This window comes from Acetivibrio clariflavus DSM 19732 (assembly GCF_000237085.1).
In the GTDB taxonomy this organism is placed as follows: domain Bacteria; phylum Bacillota; class Clostridia; order Acetivibrionales; family Acetivibrionaceae; genus Acetivibrio; species Acetivibrio clariflavus.
Genome location: NC_016627.1, coordinates 3,493,512 through 3,517,195, shown reverse-complemented (window position 1 = coordinate 3,517,195; position 23,684 = coordinate 3,493,512). Strand labels below are relative to the sequence as shown.

Annotated in this window: 14 protein-coding genes, 1 tRNA gene and 2 pseudogenes; 14 read left to right on the top strand and 3 right to left on the bottom strand. The window is 35.4% G+C overall.

What is annotated here, in order from left to right; all coding sequences use genetic code 11:
* Window positions 1-21 precede the first annotated feature (21 nt).
* The 11 genes and pseudogenes from CLOCL_RS14740 (at window position 22) to CLOCL_RS14690 (ending at window position 15,855) form a co-directional block, all read left to right on the top strand.
* Window positions 22-1,643 (top strand): annotated as a pseudogene (locus tag CLOCL_RS14740) (IS1182 family transposase).
* Between the two features lie 379 nt (window positions 1,644-2,022).
* On the top strand, window positions 2,023-2,847 hold the full coding sequence (locus tag CLOCL_RS14735) for a purine-nucleoside phosphorylase (protein ID WP_014256093.1): 825 nt from the start codon (window positions 2,023-2,025) through the stop codon (window positions 2,845-2,847).
* Window positions 2,848-2,891: 44 nt separating this feature from the next.
* Window positions 2,892-4,136 (top strand): adenosylhomocysteinase, encoded by a 1,245-nt coding sequence (locus tag CLOCL_RS14730; protein WP_014256092.1) that lies wholly within the window; start codon window positions 2,892-2,894, stop codon window positions 4,134-4,136.
* 94 nt (window positions 4,137-4,230) lie between these two features.
* Window positions 4,231-5,541: an amidohydrolase gene (locus CLOCL_RS14725; protein ID WP_014256091.1), complete on the top strand. Its 1,311-nt coding sequence runs from the start codon at window positions 4,231-4,233 to the stop codon at window positions 5,539-5,541.
* A 376-nt stretch (window positions 5,542-5,917) separates the two neighbouring features.
* Window positions 5,918-6,481, top strand: a complete 564-nt coding sequence (locus tag CLOCL_RS14720; RefSeq protein ID WP_014256090.1) for a hypothetical protein — start codon at window positions 5,918-5,920, stop codon at window positions 6,479-6,481.
* Window positions 6,482-6,701: 220 nt separating this feature from the next.
* A pseudogene (locus CLOCL_RS23975) lies at window positions 6,702-7,881 on the top strand (aminotransferase-like domain-containing protein).
* A 226-nt stretch (window positions 7,882-8,107) separates the two neighbouring features.
* Window positions 8,108-8,182 (top strand) — tRNA-Thr (locus CLOCL_RS14710).
* Window positions 8,183-8,421: 239 nt separating this feature from the next.
* Window positions 8,422-11,427, top strand: a complete 3,006-nt coding sequence (locus CLOCL_RS21190; protein WP_014256089.1) for an S-layer homology domain-containing protein — start codon at window positions 8,422-8,424, stop codon at window positions 11,425-11,427.
* Window positions 11,428-11,784: 357 nt separating this feature from the next.
* Complete coding sequence (locus CLOCL_RS14700) at window positions 11,785-12,639, top strand: hypothetical protein (RefSeq protein WP_014256088.1); 855 nt, start codon at window positions 11,785-11,787, stop codon at window positions 12,637-12,639.
* Window positions 12,640-12,920: 281 nt separating this feature from the next.
* Window positions 12,921-14,318: a glucuronate isomerase gene (gene uxaC, locus CLOCL_RS14695; RefSeq protein ID WP_014256087.1), complete on the top strand. Its 1,398-nt coding sequence runs from the start codon at window positions 12,921-12,923 to the stop codon at window positions 14,316-14,318.
* Between the two features lie 214 nt (window positions 14,319-14,532).
* Window positions 14,533-15,855 (top strand): DUF6348 family protein, encoded by a 1,323-nt coding sequence (locus tag CLOCL_RS14690; RefSeq protein ID WP_027621842.1) that lies wholly within the window; start codon window positions 14,533-14,535, stop codon window positions 15,853-15,855.
* A gap of 167 nt (window positions 15,856-16,022) precedes the next feature.
* Here CLOCL_RS14690 and CLOCL_RS14685 read toward each other — a convergent pair whose 3' ends face one another.
* Window positions 16,023-16,952, bottom strand: coding sequence for a methylenetetrahydrofolate reductase (locus CLOCL_RS14685; RefSeq protein ID WP_014256086.1), 930 nt, complete (start codon window positions 16,950-16,952; stop codon window positions 16,023-16,025).
* A 263-nt stretch (window positions 16,953-17,215) separates the two neighbouring features.
* Between CLOCL_RS14685 and CLOCL_RS14680 the strand changes: the two genes are divergently transcribed.
* Window positions 17,216-20,047, top strand: a complete 2,832-nt coding sequence (locus tag CLOCL_RS14680; RefSeq protein WP_014256085.1) for a glycoside hydrolase family 9 protein — start codon at window positions 17,216-17,218, stop codon at window positions 20,045-20,047.
* Window positions 20,048-20,182: 135 nt separating this feature from the next.
* Here CLOCL_RS14680 and CLOCL_RS14675 read toward each other — a convergent pair whose 3' ends face one another.
* A complete protein-coding gene (locus CLOCL_RS14675) occupies window positions 20,183-21,052 on the bottom strand; it encodes an FG-GAP repeat domain-containing protein (protein ID WP_014256084.1) in 870 nt (289 codons plus the stop codon).
* A 374-nt stretch (window positions 21,053-21,426) separates the two neighbouring features.
* On the opposite strand from CLOCL_RS14675, the gene CLOCL_RS14670 reads away from it, so the two are divergent.
* Entirely contained in the window at window positions 21,427-21,819 is a 393-nt protein-coding gene (locus CLOCL_RS14670) for a hypothetical protein (RefSeq protein ID WP_014256083.1), read from the top strand.
* Between the two features lie 726 nt (window positions 21,820-22,545).
* The gene (locus CLOCL_RS14665) at window positions 22,546-22,731 is read left to right on the top strand and encodes an H-type small acid-soluble spore protein (protein ID WP_014256082.1); all 186 of its coding nucleotides are present in this window, start codon (window positions 22,546-22,548) and stop codon (window positions 22,729-22,731) included.
* Between the two features lie 79 nt (window positions 22,732-22,810).
* On the opposite strand, the gene CLOCL_RS14660 is transcribed toward CLOCL_RS14665, so the two are convergent.
* Window positions 22,811-23,674 carry an RMD1 family protein gene (locus CLOCL_RS14660; RefSeq protein WP_014256081.1) on the bottom strand — a complete coding sequence of 288 codons (864 nt, stop codon included), beginning with the start codon at window positions 23,672-23,674 and terminating at the stop codon, window positions 22,811-22,813.
* Between the last annotated feature and the right edge of the window lie 10 nt (window positions 23,675-23,684).

Sequence of the window (23,684 nt, the reverse complement as noted above, 5' to 3'; positions counted from 1 at the left end):
AATTTGGTGTAAAATGTATTTATGCCACTAAATAATTTAACACATAAAGATTATACCATTCGCGGTGATTTCTATCAATTAAAATTCCGTTAAATATTGAGTACATGATACCTAATGATGATTCTGTCAGGTTGCTGGGTCAGATAGTGGAGGAGATGGATTTAACAGAATTATATAAGACCTATTCCCGTATAAGGAAAAAACAAGCAACCCCAACACAGATGCTGAAGGTCATGCTCTACGGATATATGAATAATTGTTATACTACTCGAAAAATTGAAAGTGCTTGTAAGAGAGATATCAACTTTATGTACCTTCTTGAAGGGTCTCCTGCTCCAGATTATACAACAATAGCGAGATTTCGGAGCCTTCATTTTGCACCTGTTTCAGAAAATCTTATGGCACAATTTACTGAAATACTTGCTGAATGTGGAGAACTTTCAATGAAGAATCTTTTTGTTGATGGGACAAAAATTGAAGCTTCTTCAAACAAATATACTTTTGTCTGGAAAGGTTCTGTTACTAAAAATCAGCGAAAACTTATGGATAAGATTCCTGCATTTTTTAAGAAAGCAGAAGAAGATTACGGATTTAAAATTGTATATGGAGATAAAATCAAAATGTATCATCTAAAAAAGCTTAGGCGTAAACTATGCAAAATAAAAAAGGATGAAGATATCGAATTTGTCTATGGAATAGGAAAAAGAAAATCTCCTCTCCAAAAAACATTGGAACAGCTGGATGAATACATATCAAGACTTAAGAAATATAATAAGCATTTACATACCATGGGAGAGAGAAATAGTTTTTCAAAAACAGACCCTGATGCAACCTTCATGAGAATGAAAGAAGATGCTATGAAGAATGGGCAATTAAAACCTGGTTACAATATTCAGTTTGGAGTAGATGCTGAATACATAGTATGGATAAGTGCTGGTCCTCAGCCTACAGATACAACCACTCTAATACCATTCTTAAACAGTATCAAAAGTCATTTGAGGTATACTTACAAAAATATAGTTGCTGATTCAGGGTATGAAAGTGAGGAAAATTACGTTTATCTTGATGAAAACAACCAACGTGCGTTTATTAAACCATCCAATTATGAAGTTAGTAGGACACGTAAGTATAAAGCAGATATTAGCATAAAGGAAAATATGATATATGACAAAGAAAAGGATATTTACATATGTAGTAACGGAAAAAGGCTTGTAGTAACAGGAATAAAGTTCAGTAAAAGCAAAACAGGATATATAAGTAAGAAAACCTGCTACACATGTGAAGATTGTAGTGAATGTACTTTCAAATCAAAATGCATTAAGGGAAACAGCAAAAAACCGCTGGAAGAACGGACTAAACGTCTTGAGGTATCTAAATTATTCCAGCAAAAACGTGAGGAAGCCTTAGAAAGAATCCTCAGTGAAGAAGGAATCGAACTCAGAATAAATCGGAGTATTCAGGTCGAAGGGGTTATTGGAGAAATAAAACAAGATATGGGATTCAGACGTTTCTTGTGTAGAGGCAAAAAGAACATCTTAGCAGAATGCATTCTTCTTGCTTTAGCACATAATGTAAACAAACTGCATAACAAAATTCAATCACAACGATGTGCCACGTATTTACATCCAATAAAGACAGCATAAACATAAAAAATATTTATTGTATAATTAGCGAAGTGTGTGTCGTTTATTTAGTATACCCTTTTTTCAGGATCAACAAATAAAAGACAACGTTTTAAGGATAAAATATATTAATTTTAAATAAAAAGGGGCTATTGCATTACGATTATTAGTCTGTAATGCAACAGCCCCTTTTTTGCGTTTATTTTGTTTTCTTCAGCAGTTTTTTATGGTATATTTAATAAAAATATCAGACAATCTATGTAAAACATTATATTTTTAATTTAATAATTAAAAAAATAATTGATGGAACTTATACTATGAGATAATGAAATAAAGTATTTTCAAGTGTGCTTATAGATTTAAAAAAATAAAGTATATTAATAATGTCAGGAGGAATTCTATGTACAATTATGAAGATTTGAAAAAAACTGCCCGATATATTGAAAGTAAATTAAATTGTCAACCGAAAATTGCAATTGTTTTAGGTTCGGGGTTAGGTCCTCTTGTGGATGATATAACTAACAGCATTGAAATAGATTATAAGGATATACCCGGGTTTCCGGTGTCAACAGTGGAAGGACATGCCGGAAAGCTTGTGTGCGGAGAAATATCAGGGAAAAGCATAATTGCTATGAAAGGCCGTTTCCATTATTATGAAGGCTATGATGTATCACAAGTGGTTATACCCATAAGAATTTTTAAACTCCTTGGCATTGACCAGCTTCTTGTCACAAATGCGGCTGGCGGAATTAATAAATCCTTTAAGCCGGGGGATTTAATGATAATAAGGGACCACATAAGCTTTTTTGCACCTTCGCCTCTAAGAGGTAAAAACTTTGACGAATTCGGAGTCAGGTTTCCGGATATGAGTGAGGCTTACAGCAAAGACTTGAGGGAATTGCTTAAAAAAGCTTCCGAGGAAGTGGGTATAAAAATGCAGGAAGGTGTCTATGCTTTCACTAAAGGACCAATGTATGAAACGCCTTCCGAAATAAAGGCTTTAAGCATATTAGGTGCCGATGCGGTAGGAATGTCCACCGTACCGGAAGTAATAACTGCAAGGCATGCAGGGATGAAGGTTATGGGAATATCTTGCATTACTAACATGGCAGCCGGTATATTAGATCAGCCGCTGAACCATGAAGAAGTTATGCAAACCGCAAAGCAGGCTGAAAAGAATTTTACCAGTGTGGTGAAAAAAGTTATAGAAATATGGCCGATATAAAAACAGATGTTTATCATTAATTAAGATTTGGAGGTATCTGACAGATGAGTAGTTCAATACGTGATATTAATTTGGCTGAATCGGGAAAGCAAAAAATCGAATGGGTAAGAAAAAATATGCCTATTTTAAGGAGTCTTGAGGAAGAGTTTTCACAAACCAAGCCCTTTTCCGGAGTGAGAGTTTCCATATCGGTACACCTTGAAGCAAAAACAGCATATATGGCAAAAGTTTTTGCAGCGGGCGGGGCAGAAGTTTCCGTGACCGGAAGCAATCCCCTTTCCACCCAGGATGATGTTGCTGCAGCTCTGGTAAAGGACGGACTTAATGTATATGCGTGGTATGGTGCTACTAAAGAAGAGTATCAGCAGCACATAACTCAGGCTCTTGGATACAAGCCCAATATTATAATCGATGACGGAGGAGACTTGGTTCACCTCTTACATACATCCAAAACTGAGTTGATTCCTCATGTTATGGGTGGCTGTGAAGAGACAACCACCGGTATTATAAGGCTAAAGGCCATGGAAAGGGATGGGGCTTTAAAGTTTCCTATGATAGCTGTAAACAATGCTTACTGCAAGTATCTTTTTGACAACCGGTACGGTACCGGCCAGTCGGTTTGGGACGGAATAAACAGAACCACAAACCTCATTGTGGCAGGTAAAGACGTGGTAGTTATAGGTTACGGATGGTGCGGAAAAGGTATTGCAATGAGAGCAAAAGGTTTGGGTGCCAGTGTTATCGTTTGTGAAGTTGATGCGATAAAAGCCGCTGAAGCAATAATGGACGGATTTAAGGTTATGCCTATGAATGAAGCGGCAAAATACGGCGATATATTCATTACCGTTACAGGATGCAACAGGGTAATTCACAGTGACCATTATAAAGTTATGAAAGACGGTGCCATTTTGTGTAATGCCGGACATTTTGATGTGGAAATCTGCCTGCCTGAACTTGAAGCCATGGCTGTGGAAAAGAAGGAACAGAGGAAGAATATTATGGGCTACAAGATGAAAGACGGAAGATGGATCAATGTTCTGGCAGAGGGAAGATTGGTAAATCTTGCAGCAGGAGACGGTCATCCGGCTGAAATAATGGATATGAGTTTTGCCCTTCAAACCTTGTCGGCAGAGTACATGGTGAAAAACTACAGTAAACTTGGAAACAAGGTTATCGATGTTCCTGAGGAGATTGACAGAAGAGTGGCAAATATGAAGCTTAAATCCTGGGGCGTACAAATTGATGAGCTGACAGAGGAACAGAAAAAGTATTTAAATAGCTGGAATTAAGATTATATTTTTGGTTTGCCCATTCTAAAATTTTGATTTTTGGAATGGGCAATTATCGGATTGTTTAAAAATACTTTAAGAAGAGGGGTATATAGTGAACATACTTATAAAAAACATAGATGTTGTCACTTGCGATGAAAGCTGTAAAGTTGTTAAAAATACCAATATAGCCATAAAAGAAAACACAATATATTATATTGGTACCGATGAGGAAAAACTTAGAGAATTTAAGGCAGACAATGTGATAGACGGCAGAAATAAGCTTGCAATGCCTGGACTTATAAATACCCATACCCACACTGCAATGACTATAATGCGAAATTATGGCAACGATCTGCCGTTGGAGGAGTGGCTGTTCAATAAAATTCTTCCTGTGGAAGCAAAGTTAACTGAGGAAGACATTTATTGGGGAACAATGCTTGGAATAGCAGAGATGATAAAGACCGGTACCACTACTTTTACCGATATGTATTATCAAATGGATACTGTTGCCAAAGTTGTTGAAGATACAGGAATGAGGGCAAATTTATGCAGAAATGCCTTTAAATTTATCGGTAATGAAGATGAAATGGTCAGAAACCAGATACCTGTATGCGTTGAATACTTTAAGAACTGGCATAACAAGGCTAACGGCAGAATCAAAGTGTATGTAGAGATTCATTCGGTTTATCTGTGTGATGAAGTAGGACTGACCGAATCGGCCAAGCTTGCAAAGGAACTCGGTACAGGTATTCATATTCACCTGCTTGAGACTTTTAAAGAACGGGAAGACGGCATCAAAAGATATGGTATGAATCCGGCGGAAGTATGCCTGAAAACCGGTGTGTTTGATGTTCCGGTAATAGCTGCCCATTGTGTCCATTTGACAGACAGTGATTTTGATATATTGAAAGAAAAAGGTGTAAGTGTTGCCCATAATCCTACCAGCAATTTAAAACTGGGCAGCGGTATAGCCAATGTGCCGTTAATGCTGAAAAAAGGCATAAATGTTGCATTGGGTACCGATGGTGCTTCCAGCAACAACAATCTCGATATGTTTGAGGAAATGCATATTGCAGCTTTGATACATAAAGGCGTGAATATGCAGCCAACTCTTGTTACTGCTGAGGAAGTCTTAAAAATGGCTACTGTAAACGGTGCGAAGGCAATCGGTTTTGGAAATGAAGTTGGACAAATCAAGGAAGGTTATAAGGCGGATATTATATTGATAGATATGGATAAACCGCATATAGTGCCTGTTAATGACTATATATCGGCTCTGGTATATTGTGTTCAAGGTTCCGATGTTGATACCGTTATTGTGGACGGTAATATACTTATGGAGAATAGAGTTTTAAAAACAATTGATGAGGAAAAGGTAAAAAGCAAGGTAAAAGAGATTTCCAAGAAAATCTTAGAGAAATAATATTAACTTAACAATCATAGTGAGAAACTATGTATTATTTAGCTGTCAAGTCTAAATATACAAGAGCTTCTCAACTATGATTGTTAAAATGTGCTTTTAGTAGCAAACTCAAGTGTCAAAACATAGAAATCATGAAAATTTAATTTTGAAAACTTATATATGTTATCATAATTTACCATTTAATCTTAAATTTTATAATTCATATTATTGACATATTAATATAATTATGGTATTGTTTCTTGTGCAAGTGGGAATAAAAGTAAAAAACATATGGTGAACATTATATGAATTCAAAAGAAGAAATCAATATAATTTTAACATCAGTTAAGTGTTCATTATTTCCTACTCATTTTTTGTACATAGGGAGTAGTATTCTATGAAAAAATCACTATCAATTGCTTTAATTGGTTTATTAATTTTAGCAAACATTATTCAATTTATGATTATTTTAAATAAGAATAGCCAGATTGATTTGCTTAAATACTCTAAAGAAGATGAAGTAAATATATTTCAAGCAACAAACGAATTGGAACGAAATCTATATAAGTACGAAATCAATCCTGAGTCAGGCAATTACTACTATGCTTCTATAGAAAAAGTAACATGGATATTGTCATACATGGAATATAATATAAAATATAGCAATGAAAATGACCCTTTATTTCAATACAATTTAGCTTTAAACAATTTAATTGGTTTCATGGTTAGTGATCAGGGAAAAGAATTAGTTACTTTAAACTGTTCAAAAATTCGACAATTTCTTCATGATATTGTTGCTGCTAATAACGAATCACGTATAAAAGATAGAAATAAAAGTATAACTGAGTTTTATGAGTATATGATAAATAGTTTTGAAATAAAGTTAGATTCTGAAAACATAGATGTCGGTAATAATATGGTGAAGGTAACAAATTTTCCAGTTCCTAAAGTAAATCCATAATTAGATTCTATAAGTTTAGTTTTTGGATATGCAATCCATAAAGTTACTGGAATTAGACAATTCGAAACTTACACGTTTTGAAAAAATTTATTAACAGATATATTAAAGACTTGGTTGTGATTCATGGACACTCATATATTAAATAAATTTGTTTTACTTTTTGGAAATAATATGATATCATTTTAAAAATATAATTCCTGAGACGAGGTACAATAGGTTTATGAGTGTCCAATTTGCAAGCAGAATGAATAATATTCATAAATCATTTATTAGGGAAATTCTAAAAGTAACTGTTAATCCGGAAGTAATATCGTTTGCAGGAGGACTTCCTAATCCAGCATCTTTTCCTGTTGAAGAAATTCAAAAAGCTGCACAAAAGGTATTAAGTGAAGATGGAAGTAATGTCCTTCAATATAGTACAACAGAGGATATTTGCCTTTAAGGCAATATATAGCAGATAGATATTTGAAAAAGAAAGGTTTAAAGATTGATTCTGATGAAATATTGATTACGAACGGGTCTCAGCAAGGACTTGATTTAATAGGTAAAGTTTTTTTAAACAAAGATGATGATATTATTATTGAGCGACCCGGATATTTAGGAGCAATACAGGCACTTTAAATATTTGAGCCTAAATTCCATACAGTTCCTTTAGTTGATGATGGAATTGACACTGACTCTTTAGAAAAAGTTTTAAAGGAGCACAACCCTAAATTATTTTATGCTGTACCTAACTTCCAAAACCCATCAGGAATTACATATACAGCAAAGAACAGAGAAAAATTGCGAGTATATTAAATAATTACGACACAATTTTTATTGAAGATGATCCATACGGTGAATTAAGATTTATGGGACAGGATCTGCCATCGATGAAAGCTTATTTAAAAGATAATGTAATACTTCTTGGCTCTTTTTCCAAAATTGTCTCTCCAGCTATGCGTTTAGGGTGGGTATGTGCTAAACGTGAAATAATTGAGAAACTGATAATTGCGAAGCAAGCTTCAGACTTACATACCAATTATTTTTCTCAAAGGGTTATTCATCAGTATTTAGTGGACAATGATGTTGATAATCATATTCAGAAAATCAAAAGTTTATATAAAGGTAAAAGGGACTGCATGGTTTCAATGATAGAAAAATATTTTCCACCAGAGGTAAAAGCTACAAAACCGGAAGGAGGTATGTTCTTATGGGTAACGCTTCCTGAAGGGTTTTCATCATTAGAATTGTTTGATATTGCATCTAAAGAGAATGTTGTATTTGTACCGGGAGATCCATTCTATGTAAATGAGAAGGGAACAAATACAATGAGGCTTAATTATACAAATTCTACCGAAGAAAAAATAGAGGAAGGAATTAAAAGGTTATCGGTTGCTATTAAAAAACTTATGAAATAATTATGATTACATGCTCTGATGTATAATAGATGATATACAAATGATTCCAAGATTATGCAATTGGAATCTTTTTCTGTATGGCAATTAATGTTGCAATTTATGGTTTCTTAACAGCAATAAAAATATATTGAACGTTTTAATGGTTTTTGTTATACTTATATTTGCTTAAAATAAAACATAAAAACTTATACAATTATAGATAGATAACAGCATAGATATAATTTTTGCCACTGTGGCTCAGGGGTAGAGCAATTCACTCGTAATGAATAGGTCGAGGGTTCGATTCCCTCCAGTGGCTCCAAAAAAACCTGTGATATTAAACTATCACAGGTTTTTTTGCTTTTATTAAATTTACATAAAATAAAAATTTTCACTGCTTTGCTTTACAGTTATAAATGTAAATGATGTACATTAAGCCATCTATACAATTAGTTAGAAGTATTTGGCATAATTTATTTGCAAAATATTATGTAAACTTTATAAAAATTTGCCGATAAAGACTAAGCGTTACTAATTATTTAATGAAAGGGGCACAAACAAGTGAAGAAAAGGTTTGCAAGCGTTTTACTGGCAGTAGCTATGACAATATCATTGCTTCCTGCTAAGGTATCTGCTGCGTTTTCAGATGTACAGGGGCATTGGGCGCAAGCAGAAATTGAAAAGTGGAGTGAAAAGGGTATAATTCATGGTTATGATGGGTTATTTCGTCCGAATGAGTCGGTAACCCGTGCTGAAATGGCAGTAATGCTTGACCGGATAATGAATTATCAGGAAAAAGCAGACAACGTATTTAATGATCTGGGACAAAGCTGGTATACCGATGCCATTTTAAGAGCTAATGCTGCAGGCATAATGGTAGGAAGCAATGGTAATGTACGCCCTGAAGACAACATTACCAGAGAAGAAGCTGCTGTGGTGGTAAGTAAGGCTTTGAGGATAGAAACAGACAAAACCGATCTAAAAACAGGTTTTAAAGATAATGACCTGATTTCTGCATGGGCGAAAGAATATGTATTGGCCTTGAATAAAAAAGGTTATGTAAAAGGGGACCTCAACGGATATTTCAATCCCAAGGCCAATATCACCAGAGCTGAAGTGGTAGCAATCCTGAACAACTCAATAAAAGCCTTATATACATATGCAGGTGAGTATTCCAATGAGGTTATTGAAGGTACAGTTATAATCAATGCGCCTTTCGTAGTCCTAAAAAATATGGAGATTAAGGGTGATCTGATTATTGCCGAGGGTGTCGGCGATGGTGATGTAACGCTGGATAATATAAAGATAAGCGGCAACACTATTGTCAAAGGTGGCGGTGAGAATTCCGTATATTTTAACAGTGTAACCGTCGGAGGCGCTCTTGTAGTTAATAAAGTAGGCGGAGATATCAGGATCGTTGCCAGCGGAACCACCAGAGTATCCGTAGCAACTCTTGAAAGCGGTGCAATACTCATAACAAGGGATCTTGTTGGAGGTGGTATTGAAAAAGTAGTAATACCTGAAAGTATTGCAAAGGGACAAAATATAGTATTACAGGGTAATTTCAACAGTGTTGAAAACAATGCTTCCGATATAACAATAGAGGCAAAGGGTAAAATTGAAAACCTTATCCTTAACGAAAAGACTATCATCTCCGGAGAGGTAGAAATAAAAACTGTAACAACAGCCGAAGGGGCTGATTCTGTCATCAAGGGAGAGACAATAAGTGGGGGACAGAGCAATATAGAGTTTACAACGCCGGTTGATGAAAAAGACAATAACGGCAATGGTGCTGGCAATAACGGCGGCAGCGGTGGTGGCGGTTCTAACAGTGGAAATTCCGGCAACAATGGCGGTAATGGTGGCGGTTCCGGCAGCGGAGGAAATAGCGGTTCCGATGATGGTAATGATGAAGAAAAAATTTGTAAAGTAACATTCGACACCAATGGTGGATCGGTAGTATCGGCAGTTTATCTAAACAAAGGAGAAAGATTAACCCTTCCGGAAGAACCGATTAAAGAAGGTGTGGACTTTATTGGCTGGTATATAGATGCGGAACTGACAGAGAAATTTGACTCATCTAAGCCAGTTACATCAGATATTACTCTTTATGCCAAGTGGAGCGGTTGGCAGGAGCCAGTGGCAGTTGACTCACGTTTTGCGGAAGGGTATCCAAAAGCAAGTACAAATAAGGGAAATACAGGTATTGATATTGGGATAAAGCTCAAAGGAGCCAGCTTTGAAAACCCTATGGAAGTTTTCATGGTAGTAAACTATATAAATTCCAATTGGGATACCATAGATTCTACTGCTGTCATCCATGGACATTCCGGTAGCGGAGATAACTTGATAATTGTGGATGATGCACCCTATATTAAGATAACGGATGAAGAGGAGCATGTGGTTTCCAGCAATTTATACATTGGCGGAACCAGAAGTGTTAAAATATATTTTGTAATCAGGGATACATCAAAAACTTCTGCAACTCCAACTATGATAGAATTTACAGGAGAAATTACAGCAGAATTGGATCAGTGGCCTCCATATCTTTTAAATGCTTACATAAATAATGCAAGGGATAAGGTGATTTTACACTTTTCCGAAGAACTGGATACTGTATCAGTACCGCAACCTGAAGATTTTACCTTGAGCCGTGCTTCGGTTGCAGATAGTGTTTACAGTGTGCAAAGTGTAAACATATATAATACTGGCAATCACAACGGAATTAGCAGAGTAGAACTTACTTTATCTGAGCCTGTCGGTGATGTTGACGATTTGCTGGTTTCCTATAACGGTAAGAAACTGAGAGACGTTGCTGCAGCGCCGAATATTGTAAATCCGATAGTTGACAGGAGTGTTTCTGCTGCGGGCTTATCGGTTAAGAGTGTGGATGTTTCCCATAACGGACAATATATATGGATAGACATTGATAAATCGGTATACATGGAGAGGAACAAGTACATTAATGTTATACTGAAATATGGTGCTGATGCATCTTCGGCATCTACTTTGCAAGAAGGAAAGGATTATATCGAAAGCACCAGCTATGCCACTGATGGCAGTGGAATGGAAGTCACTTTAAAGCTTTTAAAGGAACCCAAGCTTATAGAGGGATACAAATACTTCATAACTTTTGATCCCAATGGTTTGAAAGACTATGCCGGAGATGACATTCCGGTTCTTAGTGCCATAGGTGTGCCTAATGAAACATCTGAAAGCGAAATTATTCCGAAAGTAGTTTACCAAACATCCTCGAAAAGACTATTGATTACTTTCCCGAAAGACAGCAACATAAAGAATTCAGGTTTTTCAGCGTGTTTCTTAATCTTGACAGTTGGTGGGAAGAAATACAACTTGAGGGGATATGCCTTTTATGACTCCTATGATAATTCTATCAATCTGAGACAGGAAAACATACCGCTGGATATGGATTCTGTGGACTGGCAGAACGCGAAAATAAGCTATACACTGGATACTCACCCGGAAGTAGGTGTATGGCATCGTCTCACATTTATGACTGGCATGCCCTATCAGGGTTTTAATGATGTATCAATAACGGTGGAATAGCAAGTATTTTTGAATTAGTGATAAATTTATATAGGAAAGAGAAGTAAAAAAGCATGTTAAAAACCGGTAGGCAATGTCTATAAATCTATTGTCTGCCGGTTTTTGTATGCTGTGATTTCTAACGAACTTTACTCGGGTCTTACATATGTAAATGTCAATAAAAATTTGGCTCTTTCCAGAGCTGGTTGAAAAATTAATATGATGATGAAAAGTAGAGAATTGCGGATTACAAAATTGTTGCGTTTCAACTAACTCTGTAAAGAACCAAATGAGCCGGCTATGATGTTTTTGTCGAAAGTTTATAGGAGGATATTTTCTTTCTGTGGAGAAATGGAAAAGTAGAAAGGGGAGTTTAAAATGCCGGAATATATTTATAAAGGGAAAAAATACACTCAGGAGGAATGGTATAATGAGAAAAAATCATTTATTGAAGAAATTAGGTTGCCTAATGAGTTTTTAATTGATCCCGGTTTATTGAAATTTACTATTATTTTTGATGAAGGCTATTCTATAGCAATTGAAAAGTTTAGAGAACTATATTATTTAATTGCTAGCGCTAGAAATTGTCTTATTAATGCTTTTAATAAATTTTGCGATAGTAACACCATTGATTGGGATAAAGAAAATTGGCCTCAACTTTGGGAAAGAGGGGAGTATTTAAAAAATAGCATAATTTGGTATACAGCTTGCGAAGACTATATATATCAAATAATATGGTTCGCGTTTGATATGGGAGAAAATAGAATAAGGAATTGGTATGAATTCGAAAACCAACTTGGAGAAATTTGCTATACAAACATTAAAAATAAATTAAAAATAAAAAATACGTTAGAAGCCCAAGAATTATTGCAGTATATCGATGAATACAGATTTGATGATGATGTTAAGTACATGAGAGATGAACTGGCTGATAGATTAAAATGCAGAGGTAATTTGTATTTTGAAGATTTAGAATACAAAAAACAGCATGATTACATGAGGTTGGATAGAGATGGGAAAGTAATATTTAATTTAAATTGGGTGAAGCCTAGAGTTATTGATATAGATCGTACTATAGAATTACTAAAAAAAGTTCATATTAAACTTATTGATTTTGGTAATAAAATAAAAAATTTTATAGATTTTGAAAATATACTTGGAATAACAGAGGATGGTAAAATAAATGGGAACGTTTTTGAAGATAAGAAATCGTATAAAAAAATAATTTTTTAGTAAACAAAGGTTAACTGTAAATTTAAATAAAAAATCGGTTCTTTACAGAGTTATTAAAAACACAACAATTTTGAAATCTTAAATTCTCTATTTTTCATGAGCATATTTAATTTTTTAGCTAGCTTTGGAAAAAGTTGGTTTTAGATTTTTTGATGCTTTTGATTAACAATGAATATTGATAAATAATTTACAGTATTTATCAGGCAGTGGTATAATTTCAGCGTAAAGCCATAATTATTTATAAAAAATTTCATTAAAAGTAACAAAAAAGGAGTTATCCCATGAAACCGTTTTTAGATGAAAATTTTCTATTGAATTCCCAGACAGCAGTACACCTTTACCATAACTATGCTGCTAAACTTCCAATAATAGATTATCACTGCCATCTTGATGCTAAAGATATAGCTTTAGACAGAAAGTTTGAGAATATAACCCAAATCTGGCTTGGGGGAGATCATTACAAATGGCGTTTGATGCGCTCATGCGGAGTGGAGGAAAAATACATAACCGGTGATGCAACCGACAAGGAAAAATTCTTAATGTGGGCACAGAGTTTATCAAAGGCTATAGGAAATCCGCTGTATCACTGGAGTCATTTGGAACTAAAACGCTATTTTGATTATAATGGTGTTTTAAACAGGAACACAGCAGAGGAAGTATGGAACTTGTGCAATGAAAAGCTTTCCCGAATGAGCGCAAGAGATATAATTATAAAGTCTAATGTAACTCATATATGCACTACGGATGACCCTGCGGATTCTTTGGAATGGCACAGAAAAATATCTGAAGATTCTTCTTTCCCGGTAAAGGTATATCCCACCTGGAGACCGGACAAAGCCATGAATATTGAAAAAGAGGATTACCTTGATTATATTGAAAAATTAAGCGATGTGTCGGGAATTTCAATTGACAGTTTTGATACGCTGTTGAAAGCCTTAAAAGAGCGTATGAAATTTTTCCATTCCATGCATTGCAGAATATCTGACCATGGCCTTGATTATGTGATGTATGCACCTGCTTCGGAAAATACCATAAACGGGATATTTGCCAAAAGGTTAAAAGGTGAAACCCTTATGGAGGAGGAAGTTCTGAAATTCAAGACTGCCTTTTTAATAGCTTCAGGAAGGATGTATCATGAATTGGGATGGGCAATGCAGCTTCATTACGGCTGTAAACGCAATAATAATACCGGAAAATTCCTAACTTTAGGTCCCGACACCGGTTACGACTGTATAAACAACTATGCTCCAAGCAGCCAGCTGGCGGAATTTCTGAACTCACTCAGTGTTACTGACCAGCTGCCAAAAACTATTATTTACAGTTTGAATCCTACGGACAATGCAGCAATAGATACAATAATAGGCTGTTTCCAGGATTCAAGTGCTGTTAGCAAAATACAGCATGGAAGCGCATGGTGGTTTAACGACCATAAAACAGGTATAAAAGAACATCTGACTTCCCTTGCAAACCTTGGCTACCTTGCAGGTTTTGTCGGTATGTTGACCGATTCCAGGAGTTTTCTGTCTTATCCGAGGCACGAATATTTTCGTCGCATATTGTGCGATTTGATTGGAACCTGGGTGGAAAACGGCGAATATCCGCAGGACTATGATGCCTTAGGTGAGATTGTAGCTGATATATCCTATTTCAATGCCAAAAACTATTTCGAATTTGAATAGGATTCATGTTGCAAGCTTTGGGCAGAATTAACAGGTTAATCGGAAAACAATTGAGAACGGCAATTGTTTTAACCTGTATAAATATAGAAATAGTTCTTCATTATATTACCGATGTATGGTACAATCATAATATGCTGATTTGTATAAAAAATATGCGATTAATACATGGCACAATTTTGATGTGCCGACAATCAAAGAAGAGGAGATTTATATTATGGGGCTTTTTGACAAATTGTTCGGTTCAAAAAAAGGCAAGCAGGAAATTAAGCCGGAAGAAAACATTGAGAGTAGAATTGAAAAAAATACTGAAATTGAAGAGAATATTGATGAAAAAAAGACTGATGAAGTCAAAAATGAAGATGTAAAGATAACCGATGAAAAAGAATGGCTATTGAATATTTTGAAAAACAGGGTTTCAGAATTGAAGCTGGAAGTAAACTGTGATGGGGAAAAACTTATAATTCCCGAAATTGATGCCTCAATAAAAGCGGCTTTAAAAGACAAGACCCAGCAAGGCACTGATGTTTTGGTAAGAATAAATTTCCTTATTGAAAATAAGGAATTTGGGGAAGAAGGTATATTTGAATCCTTCGCTGGTATTGGCAAAAATAATGATTTAGAGGAAGCTGTAAATAGCTGCATCGATATTTTTATTAAAAGTGTTTTAAATGTTGTTATAGATGCATTGAAAGATAATCATAATCCTGTCCTGGACCTAGAAACCAACAAAAAAGGCATTGCACGAACCTGGCATACCTATGTGGGGGCATTGCAGTCACAGGGTTCTGAAAGTTTGGCTGAATCGGGAAATAACCATTATTATAATCTGTTAAAGGAGCAGATTGTAAAAAGATTGAATAACAAGAGATTTTATTGGATTAAGGTATTAGTTACAAGACAGATTAATGGAGAAGTAATGTATCAATGTCTTTTAAACAACAAACCGTATCTTGAGGCAGAAAGAGTTTTGGACGAATATATGAAACAGCTGCCTGCCGGCAATGGCAATATGATTGAAATGCAGTACATAATAATCCGGCAATCGGACAAATCCTATAACGAGAACAGGCAGAAGGATATTGAGCACGAAAACTTTATGAAAGAGTGTGCTGAATATGCAATAAGTGTTTTTGCAAACTATGGTCCGGAGGACAGTGTCGAAGGACTGGTAAACAAAATTGCAGAGTATACCAAAGATGTTAATGTTGCTTGGGAGTTTTTCTGGTTTATACCTGCAATTTATTGCCGCACAGCATTGTATGGCGTGAATTATACCGATACGGTAATAATGGTTTTGCCCGATGATAGAAGGATTTTTGGCAAATTGTACGATTATGAAACCTATGTTATTGCAGTTGACGTTGTATTGAAAAAGTTGCAGGAAAATCAATCACAAAAGGAGATAGAGAAGATTTTGCTTTTGTCGGATGAATATAAAGCATTGCAAAAAATGGTAAAAGAGGGAAGTAACCTTCAGGACCTTAAACCTGTTCCTATGTTTTTGATGGCACCTGCAAATTATACTGTTTCCGATTAATGTGCGGAAAGATTAGACAAGTTTTCACATACAATTGACAAATGGAGAAAAAGCAAGAAGAGATTTTTGCACTTCTTGCTTTTGTTTTTTTGGTCCGGTATACAAGGGTAAAATTTTATATTTGTGCTGTTACAATTAAAAGTGTGGAGTATGGTTTTAAGAGTAATTCATATAACCCCTCTGGAAGAAATAATGGATTTAATGTCTTTAGCCAGACTAATTGAGGCTTCTATTTCCACTTTTCTTATTGAAACGCTTTCAATATTACATCCTATTGGAATTCCCTTTTCCAAGGAAAACTCCAATAATTCAGTAAAAATTTCTTTTGATAGTGATACTGATTTGTTTAGTATATCCTCTGAATTCAATAAATCATTTTCAAGCCACCTTGGTATGCTGATTCCCAACCACTTCATGAATTCAAGGGTTTTTATGGAACCGCAGGGTGTAAGAGTAAAAATGATGGGTACCATTTCCATATTGTTGTTTTTACAGTAATAATAGTAATCGGATAAAAAATCCTTGGCGGCTTCAACATTATATACAGCCTGTGATATAAAGTATTTGCACCCGCTTTGGAATTTGTTAATTATTCTCATATGTTCTTCCCAATTTTTCATATGCCTTTCCGGTATGGCAACTCCGCCTAAAATAATGTCCGGATTAACTGCTGAACAGATTTCGTATGCTTCGGACAGGTGAAGGGAAACCTTTTGCTTCCTTGAGGCAGCTCCTACAAATACAGAAAACGTGTCCTGTCCTTTATATCCTTTTAAAAGATCGCAAAATTGGTTATGGGTGTATTTACCGACACAGCGGTAAATTATTTTTGGTATATGTAAGTCCATCAGATATTCATTGCTGTATGTAAGCGGGTCAATGGTTTCTATAAAGGGAAAAGGTCTTTCAGCGTCTGTTCTGTCTTTTTCATCCTGAATATCGTATATTACCAAACCGTCTATCTCAAGATTTTTTATTCTTTCAATCTGTTTCTCGGCAATTTCTTTGATTTTTTCCGGAGGATTGCCTGCCTTTGGCGGAGTCAAGCCATAAGTAATAATCCCTGGTCTCTTGTTTAAAATTTTATCTTTCAGCATTTATATTCCCCTTCTATGGTTATTGTTTTCATTTTTTCTTATTATAACATAGAATTTTGAATGATTCTTAGATTCTATATGAAAATTCACAAAAGTTGATGATATATTAAAAAAATAAGTATAGTCGAGAAACTCATTTATAGGATATAATTAGTAGTGTAAGGTATAAATGTTATTGTACTAATAATAAGAAATATTTGGTGATAGATACAAAATTTATTTAAAATTTTCAATATAAAATATTTATTGGGGAGGTATAAGTAATGCTAAAAGCAACTATAAGGAAAAAAGTGCAGGCAGTAGTATTGGTATTTAGCATTCTAAGCACTTTATTAGTAGCACCGGTACGTATTGCCAAAGCAGCTGAAGTTGAGATTAACTATGCCAAAGCGCTGCAACTGGCTTTGCACTTTTATGATGCAGAAAAATGCGGTAGGGGTATAACCGGGGGAAGACTTGAATGGAGAGGTGACTGCCATTTAGAAGATGAGAAAGTCCCATTAATACCCATGGAGACTAAAGAGAGTCCGGGTACCAATATGTCACAGGAATATATTGACAAGTATAGAGATGTATTGGACCCCGATGGAGACGGTACCTTGGATCTAAGCGGCGGATTTCACGACGCAGGAGACCATGTTAAATTCGGACTTCCACAAGCTTACACAGCCTCAACATTGGGATGGGGATTTTATGAGTTCAGACAGGCTTTTATAGACAAGGGCCTGGAAGACCACATGCTGGATATTCTAAAGTGGTTTACCGATTACTTCTTGAGAAGTACATTTTTAGATAAGGATGGCAATTTGGTTGCATTTTGTTATCAGGTTGGAAATGGTGATGTAGACCATACTTACTGGGGTCCGCCTGAACTTCAGAATCAGGTAAGACCGGCCTTTTTTACTACACCGGAAAATCCAGCTGCTGACCAATGTGGAGATGCTGCAGCAGCGTTAGCAATCAGTTATTTGAACTGGAAGGATTCAGATCCGGAATATGCTGAGAAATGTCTTACTGCAGCAAAAGCCCTTTATGATTTTGGAAAGAAATACAGAGGAACCGGTTATTCGGGCGGTTACTACGGTTCAGCCTATGACGACGATGAGTTGGCTTGGGGTGCTGTGTGGTTAAATATTGCCACAGGAGATGAAAGTTATATAGATGATATAGTTCGCATGGAAAATGGAAAGTATACCGGTTATCTAGGCAAAATTATAGTAAACGAACAGAACCACTGGCAGAATATTTGGGTACACTGCTGGGATGTTGTCTGGGGTGGTGTTTTTGCGAAACTTGCTCCGATAACCAATACCGAAAGAGACTGGTATATTTTCAGATGGAATCTTGAATACTGGTCGGGAATTCCTCATGAAGATCCGAAGGATAATGCTTTCCTTGCGGCATCGCCTTCCGGATATAGAGTTATAAATACATGGGGTTCTGCAAGGTATAATACTACAGCACAGCTCTGTGCCTTCGTATACAGAAAGTATACCGGACGTACAGACTTTACCGATTGGGCAAAAAGCCAAATGGACTATTTAATGGGCAATAATCCACTTAACAGATGCTATATAGTAGGATATTCCGAAAATTCGGTTAAACATCCGCACCATCGTGCTGCACACGGTTCAAAAACCAACAGTATGTTGGATCCCGAAGAACATCGTCATACATTGTGGGGAGCTTTAGCAGGAGGACCGGACTTAGAAGATAATCATATAGATGAAACTACAGACTACGTATATAATGAAGTGGCGATAGACTATAATGCAGGATTTACCGGTGCACTGGCAGGTTTCTGCACTTATTACGGCCAGGACCATCAAATTCTGCCTAATTTCCCTCCGAAGGAAGATCCGATTGACGAATATTACGCTGAAGCGAAGCTTGAACAGGAAAACAAGGAAAGAACCCAGATAACAATCAGGCTTTACAATTATTCTGTTCATCCGCCTCATTTTGAAGAAGCAATGAAAGTTAGATATTTCTTTAATATATCCGAAATGCTTGATGCCGGACAGACCATTGATGATGTTGACTTGCAGATCATGTACGATGAGAATGCTTCCAGCTATGGCGGACCTATTAAGTATAAAGGACCATATAAGTGGGATGATACCGGAGTATGCTACGTTGAATTTGACTGGTCAGGCTATAAAGTGTATGGTACACGTGAGCTTCAGTTTGCCCTTGTTGGTGCCCAGGATGAAAATTACAAGTTCCACTGGGATCCTACCAATGACTTTAGCAGACAGGGAATAACCAATAAATTTGAAAAGACACCTTATATAGCGGTATTTCTTGGGGATGAACTGGTATACGGCCAGCAGCCGCCTAAGGGAGTTCCAACACCTACACCTTCAGGCAATCCGGCTGATTTGAAGCCGTCAATTAAAGTTTTGTACAAAACTACCGATGCTTCTGATGCAGCTGGTGATATAAAAGTAACATTGAAAATCGAAAATACCGGAAAGAAGCCTGTCGATCTTTCAACATTGAAAATACGTTACTGGTATACAAAGGATTCCGATGACGCGCAAGAATGCATCTTTGATTACGTCAAAATCGGTAAAGAAATGGTAGAAGCAAAATTTGTCGATGTATCTCCGGCAGTGGAGAATGCAGACAATTATTTGGAAATAGGATTTAAGAGCGGAGCAGGTGTAATTGCACCGGGTTCAGACAGTGGAGATATTCAGTTTAGAGTTACCAAAAACGGTGCGAAATACACTGTATCAAACGATTATTCCTATGATAAATCTACTTCGTTTACTGAAAACTCCAAGATAACTGCATATATAAATTCAGAACTGATTTATGGAGAAGAGCCTGACGGAGTAGGACCAGTAGTTACTCCGACACCAACGCCTAATGACTATATATTCGGAGATGTTAATGGTGATAAGGAAGTAAACTCCATTGACTTTGCAATTATGAAACAGTTCTTGCTGGGAATGATAAAAGAATTCCCTTATGAACATGGTGCAAAAGCTGGAGATTTAAACGGGGATGGTAATATCAACTCAATCGATTATGCTTTATTGAAGCAGTACATTTTGGGAATTATTAAAGAATTCCCTATAGAACAATAAAAATAAAGCATAGTTAAAGATTCTGCAATAACATTGTTAGGATAAAAAGTGTCGTAAACTGCTTAATGGAGTTTACGGCACTTTTTTGGTATTCAAAGGTGAATTTTATTTTTGGGCTGTTGATGAGCACAATTGCTACTTATCTTCCTTTTCGTCCAATGCGATCTGATGGAGTTTTCCGTCTTTGTATATGTAATAATAATCATATGATTCCGAAATCTTGCCTGATGTAATGATCCAGTTGTCGTACTCATAATTTAGAGTTGCATAATCCATTTTTGTAAATTCAGTAACATCAGCTATTTCAAAGCATTTTCCATTCCAGCGCAGTATTTGTACAAAAGGAGGAAGAGAACCGAAAGATGATGATACAAGTTCCTGCTTGCCGTCTCCATCCAAGTCGTGAACGGTTAAATTAGTATAATCTAAAAGTTGGTACCATTGTCCGTCTTTGTATCCTATAACCCATGCAAGTTCACAGGTAGCACCGCCAAAACCTCTTATTATAAAGTCCTTAATTCCGTCATTTGTCAAATCGACAACTTCAATATCTTTCATATCATCAAAATTCAAATATTCCAGCGAACATAAATTATAACTGGATTCTCCGGCTTCAAGATAAACATGGACTTTTTTTATGATGTTTGAAGGATCTTTTGGATCTTTTTCCTGATCATCTGTTGGTTTATCCCAATAGAAACTTATATTTGCCTCTTTCTGGTTCGGTAATTCACCGTAATATACGCTGTATACTTTTTGCCATTTTTCGTCCGGTTTTCCCCTGGTGAGAGGTTTTATCCCATGAGGTTCAAATTCCAAATCAATTGCGTTTACTATTTGAAGGGTTGGAATGGGTGTTGGTTCAGGGACCGGAGTATTTTCTGCATTTTGTGAAATTGCAGGACTTACTTCTTCAAGATTTATATCGTTATTTACACTTGATGAATTTGAACAACCTGCCGATATAAGTAGTAGAAAAATCAAATATGTCCAAATTTTTTTCATAGGCATGCCCCCTAAAAAATATTCGGATTATATTATAGCATACAAATTATTGCTATATAAGGAAAAATTCAAATAGAGCCATACTGGCTGAAGTATCAAAATAATAACTTGTAATATAAAGAAAAATGTGGTAAAATACTTACACATACTTTTTGAAGAGCTTGGCATGTCTATATAAATTTCTAATCGCAAATTTATTTGAATAAATCTTTAAACTGAAACATCAGTCTTAGAGGAGAATTAGCTGAAGAACAAGGTTAGTCATATAATGATAGTAGAATGATATCATAAGTTTTCCGGAGGTAGTAAAAGGTCATATATCATGTTTTTCAACAAAGTTGCTGTTAGTTAGAATGATTCAGGAGGTGTTAAATATGCCTGTTTTCGGGTGGGACTACAGAAAAGAACAGAACTTTGGACCGTCAAAGAGAGAAAAATGCAGTTCCTGCGATAATGAAGTCACATTTCTGTTACGGAAAATATCAACCTGTTTTACTCTATTTTCGTTTCCGATAATCCCGTACAAAATAGATTACATTCTTGTTTGTCCAATATGCGAAAAACAGCATGAAATAGATAGCTGGGAATTTTATGAGCTTGTTGCCCGTATCAGAAGCAAAAATGAAGATGAAAATCAGTTGGCTTCCTCAGAAAGATATATTACTGAGAACGGTGCTATATATAGAACGGAAACTCAGATAAATTTTATAAAGCAAATGAAGGAAATTGAAATGGAGAGGGAAAAGAGAAACAATAAAAGTGATTGATACTTTAAATAACTTCAAATAAAAAGCACCAGTAATGGTGCTTAAATCATTTAATATTCAAATCTCTTTTTATTATCTAAATAATCAAATAAGCAAAAAGCAATTTTTTTAATTTTACCTACTCCCCCTGCGAAATAAAACATATAAATCTTATTTAACGATTTCTCTCTGTCTTAATCTTTTCTTCTATTAATCTTTAGCCTTGTACATTAACTCCCCGAATATCCCTATACATTTATTTGGTTTATACCTTTATCCTAAAAACATTTAAAAACTTATTTTCTTATAATACGCTCACATACTCCCCTAATTCTTTAAAATTCTCCCCTAAAAAATCGGATAAACGTAATTAACTCCCCAACTAAAAATTCGTAATTCAGACTAAAGAATTAATAGACAAAAACTTGTAAAAACTTTTAGTTAGAATTTGAGAATATTACAGAATCCCTGCATCCTCCTTCCAACAAAATTTTTATTTATGTTAAAATAAATAAGTAACACGGATAAGAAATCAGACTCAACACTTAGAAGCTTTATGTTTACCTTGTACAATTTTATTATACAACGTAAAAAATCTAAAAAAAAGACAACAAAATTCTCTTTAGTTAGTAATATATTAAGACGTTAGAAAACGGAATATAATTCCATAGATATAGTTTACTCATAACGGCAAAATAATAAGGGAATACTAAGAAATAAAAAAATAATTATTGGAGATGATTGCGCATGGATAGCAATAGAGCAAAACAAATAATGGAATCAAAAGGGGTTATAGAAGTTTTGTATCAGGGTGATCCTGTTTGGATAGAGAATGTATTGGATGACAATACTGTACAGGTATCCAATCTTCAAACAAATGTTAAGCAGGATGTACCTGTAAATATGCTGGTGGAAAAGGGTTTGGTAAAGTAAATGTAGAAATGTGTAAGAGGGCAGTTGGATTTGAAACTGATGCAAAGATATGGGATTAAGTTAACTTTGCATCAGTTTTTTACTTGAACAGGTTTATAAAGAAACTTAACGGGGTACTGTTTTTAAACAGATGCTCCAGTATATGAAATGCAGGGAATAGGGCCAGTAGAAATATTTCAAATAATATAAGTCTTGTCTCGCTTTGGTTGAAGCTCAAATTTGAGTAAAGATCAAGAATATCATGCAAACTGGCTATTTTCCCTTCCACGATTTCCAGACGCTCATCCAGTTCGTAATACTCTGAAAGACTGGCATATATAGCTTTTAAGTTCATGCTTTGTTCTACAAAACCCGGTCTGTCCAAAATCCTGATATTATGTATACTGTCATATTGGAAGCGTAGTATTTTCGATATCAGCAGCGAGGATTTTCTTCTGTAAAATCCAAGACGTCCCCTTTGCAAGAAAGTTATGAATTGTTCCGCATCATCGAGAAGTTTGTCTAATTCCGATTCAAGTCTATAGAGTTCTATGGATTTTGAAAGAATTATTGAGATAGTGTGAATGAGGGTATCGTCATAATCATATTCGGCATTATCGTTTTGCCAAAGCTTGATTTTTTTGTTTGGCAAGACTTCTATATTATGAACGTCATAGTAGTTATAAATTAGGGAGTAATTGATTTTTACACCAATTGATTCAATATACTTGATGAATGTGGAAATTTCCTCTTCCTCAAAATTGGCAAAGGAAACACACCCATATTTAAATATGTAAACGTGTTTGTTTTGGGTATTGTATTTCAAAACCAAATCGAGATGGTTACCGCTCAGAATGATGTAATCATCCCATCTGGACTGCATCGGTATACCAAGGAATTCTGCAATTTTATCCAATGAAAAGAAGTTTGAAACCTTTATACTTTTAATCTTTATATAACTCATTTGAAACAAT

Coding starts and splice junctions, on each gene's coding strand:
- CLOCL_RS14735 (WP_014256093.1), top strand. CDS start 2,023: ATGTACAATTATGAAGATTTGAAAAAAACTGCCCGATATATTGAAAGT.
- CLOCL_RS14730 (WP_014256092.1), top strand. CDS start 2,892: ATGAGTAGTTCAATACGTGATATTAATTTGGCTGAATCGGGAAAGCAA.
- CLOCL_RS14720 (WP_014256090.1), top strand. CDS start 5,918: ATGAAAAAATCACTATCAATTGCTTTAATTGGTTTATTAATTTTAGCA.
- CLOCL_RS14700 (WP_014256088.1), top strand. CDS start 11,785: ATGCCGGAATATATTTATAAAGGGAAAAAATACACTCAGGAGGAATGG.
- uxaC (WP_014256087.1), top strand. CDS start 12,921: ATGAAACCGTTTTTAGATGAAAATTTTCTATTGAATTCCCAGACAGCA.
- CLOCL_RS14690 (WP_027621842.1), top strand. CDS start 14,533: ATGGGGCTTTTTGACAAATTGTTCGGTTCAAAAAAAGGCAAGCAGGAA.
- CLOCL_RS14685 (WP_014256086.1), bottom strand. CDS start 16,952: ATGCTGAAAGATAAAATTTTAAACAAGAGACCAGGGATTATTACTTAT.
- CLOCL_RS14680 (WP_014256085.1), top strand. CDS start 17,216: ATGCTAAAAGCAACTATAAGGAAAAAAGTGCAGGCAGTAGTATTGGTA.
- CLOCL_RS14675 (WP_014256084.1), bottom strand. CDS start 21,052: ATGAAAAAAATTTGGACATATTTGATTTTTCTACTACTTATATCGGCA.
- CLOCL_RS14670 (WP_014256083.1), top strand. CDS start 21,427: ATGCCTGTTTTCGGGTGGGACTACAGAAAAGAACAGAACTTTGGACCG.
- CLOCL_RS14665 (WP_014256082.1), top strand. CDS start 22,546: ATGGATAGCAATAGAGCAAAACAAATAATGGAATCAAAAGGGGTTATA.
- CLOCL_RS14660 (WP_014256081.1), bottom strand. CDS start 23,674: ATGAGTTATATAAAGATTAAAAGTATAAAGGTTTCAAACTTCTTTTCA.